Annotated in this window: 1 protein-coding gene; it reads right to left on the bottom strand. The window is 43.0% G+C overall.

All coding sequences use genetic code 11. The annotated features are described in order from the left end of the window. Positions 1 to 2,657, bottom strand: a 2,657-nt coding sequence (locus G633_RS16830) for a hypothetical protein (RefSeq protein WP_035770304.1), incomplete at its 3' end; no start/stop codon positions are given. Positions 2,658 to 2,869 lie beyond the last annotated feature (212 nt).

The following is a 2,869-nucleotide window of genomic DNA, read 5'->3' on the forward strand; positions in this document are numbered from 1 at the left end:
TACACATCACCCTTTACCTCTTTCTTTCCATGGAAATAATGATTTGAGAATGCATACAACATATATGCAGCTACTACATATCCCATAGCTTCAGGCTCAGGCTTTTTCTTGCCCGTCATATACTCTCCCAAGGCGTCTCTTACAGCGCCTGTTAAGACTTTCCAGAACGAATCGACTTCAACATTCGTTCCGGGCTCAGCACCCAGACCAATGTACTGGCCAACATACTCACAGAGCATATTCTTAAATGGATTGATAAAGGCAGCTGCTATCTTGCCGTTGGCTCCGAACTTAACCTCCAGAATTACCTGAATAGCGTAATCACCTGCTTTAACCAGGGCACTTGATACCACAACGTATTTGTCGCAGAGATTACCGAAATCAATATTGACTCTGGATTCTTCCCTATAGAATTGGACTCCCAGAAGCAGGACGTAGCCTCTTACAAACCTTATATCAGATGCGGAGTAATACTCTATGTTACTGAGCATGATCTTAAGGTTAGGATTATTATCTATTCCAAATTCACGTATGATCCTTCTAAGGTGCCGCAGCTCCTCTTCTCTTCTTGTGGCCTCACTTGGTGGCTGCGGGATTTCACCCCAGAACTGAATTGGAAGATCACCATCAAAACGCGTACCGTTTTTGCCTTTGTATATTAGCTTCATCTTGGCATCATAGGGTTTGCCAAACATTGGAAGCGTACACTTAGGATAGAAATCATACCCTCCTGCTGTTGTGTAGTCGATCCGGTACTCGAAATTTTCCTTAAAGGTATTCCCGTATCTGCCTTCATCATCAGGTTTTTGGCATGAAAGGCTTGGATTCTTAAATATCTTGGCTTCTCCGGTTCCAGAATCCACATAGCAGACAAGAACATCAAAGCTAGATGGCATGATAGGGATTTCACCGGGTTTTGGATTATCCTCTGCCACAGTAATAACCTGGAAAATGTCATCCTTAAAGTACTTAGTGTTCGGCACAACTGATAAGCCGTCAGGATACAGTTGCACATAGAATTCACTGTTTGTTATGGTGCCATCCTTAAACTCTGATTCTATACTGATTGTTTTGGTGACTGCGTCAGCAATTATGTCATTTGCTTTTTCTATTTCCGGACTGCAATTTTCCACAACCGCATAATAGCCGCACTTATAGGCAGCTTCTTTTTCATAAGACACATTAAAGTCAGGCCCGCCGTCAAACCTTATATCTATAGGCTCTTCCACCGCGTCCTTTATGTAGAACATAACTTTTTCTGTTCCACCCTTGCCCGCAATAAATACTGCTTCTCCGGGCAGACTGCTATCCAGCCAGCTTACGCCGTCATCAGCAAGCTTTGGATAGATAATATGAGGGTTTTCGCCAACGATGTTGAACACAACATTTCTTGTGAAACTGCCGCCCACTCCCGTGAACTGGAAAGTAACTGTGCCCTTGTTCTTATTACCCTCCTTGGGAACCACAACCTCGGCAGCTTTATAGCTGTTAACTGTCATACCTCCATCTGATACGATCAGAGCATCCGTAGGGGACGAAACGCTTATCTGGCTGGTAAGCTCCTCGTTAGTAAATACTCTTTTATCCCAGGTTGTCTCCTCGATTCGGGCATAAACATACTTAGCCTCATCCCCGCGTTTGAGAGTATCTCCAAAGTCCTTATATACATACATTTTGTATGTGGATCTCTTATCTTCTTTTTCTTCTTCCTTTTCCTTATCTTTCTTCTTAGATTTCTTTTTCCCTGTTTTCTTTCCTATCGCTCCTGCTGCGCCTACTGCTCCTGCTGCCACTGCGGCTCCTGCTGCTCCGGTACCAACCACCCTTGGAAGCTCATCATCATCTTTATCAAGCTCATCGAAGGGGTCCTCAAAATTTCCCGATTGGGACGAATCCTCTGATGACAAGAAATCATCATCAGATTCTTCTTCATACTGAGAATTACCGCCTTCAACGATGTCATTATCAATATCAGTGCCTTCATCTTCTCCGGCCTCATTATCAGCAAGCGTTTCTTTTTTCTGAGCAATCGGACCTGAATTGTCAGCATATATTTTTACTACCATTGCAGCCGGCCAATCTGCGCCAATATATAATTCCGTATAATCTGCTATATCCGGTATAGTAATAGTTTTTTCTACACTCTCTCCCCCATACACGGTCGTCGTTCCATAATCAGGAATGTAGTATCCCTTTTGTTCACTCCAATAGAAATAATCAGCACAAACACTGCACCTTTGCTGTAATGCCTCTTCATATGACAAAAACTGGCTATAACTGACATATGTTGGTGGTGCTTTTGTACTGACTCTTACCGTTATCTGATCTCCCTTTTGGGCATACATTACAGCTTCGCCAAAATACTTGTCATACCAGGTATCAGGTTCTGTATAATAGCCAGTATATTTAACATATTCCCAAAACCCCTGAGACTTAATCTCCTCCTTACTAATCTGCAGATTGCTCTCGCCTGTACTCTCAATCTCAATTTTTATGTCTGCATATTCTATTGTGGCAGTCCTTCCTTTACGTGTCACGGTTGCAATGTCTGATGCGGAAACTGTCACAGGTAAGAGACCTGCAGCAAAAATAAACAGCACCAGTCCTGCTGCCACTCCTGCCAGTATCCTTTTTGTGATCAAAAGCTCTTTTCTCATATCAGTTTCCTCAGACAGTAAGTTGTCGTTGCCTTAGACCTTACGCACCTTCACTGAGTCTTCAACCTTATGAAGCGTATCATCCAGGATTTCAAGATTTTCATCCAGTCTGTCTCTGTAATCCGGTAATGTGGAAGGATCAGGTCCGGGATTTTCGAATATCGCATTCAACCAGCCAAATGTAAAGTGATAGAACAAATCCCAAATTGCTG

This window comes from Butyrivibrio sp. FCS006 (genome assembly GCF_000424525.1).
Taxonomy (GTDB): Bacteria; Bacillota; Clostridia; order Lachnospirales; family Lachnospiraceae; genus Butyrivibrio.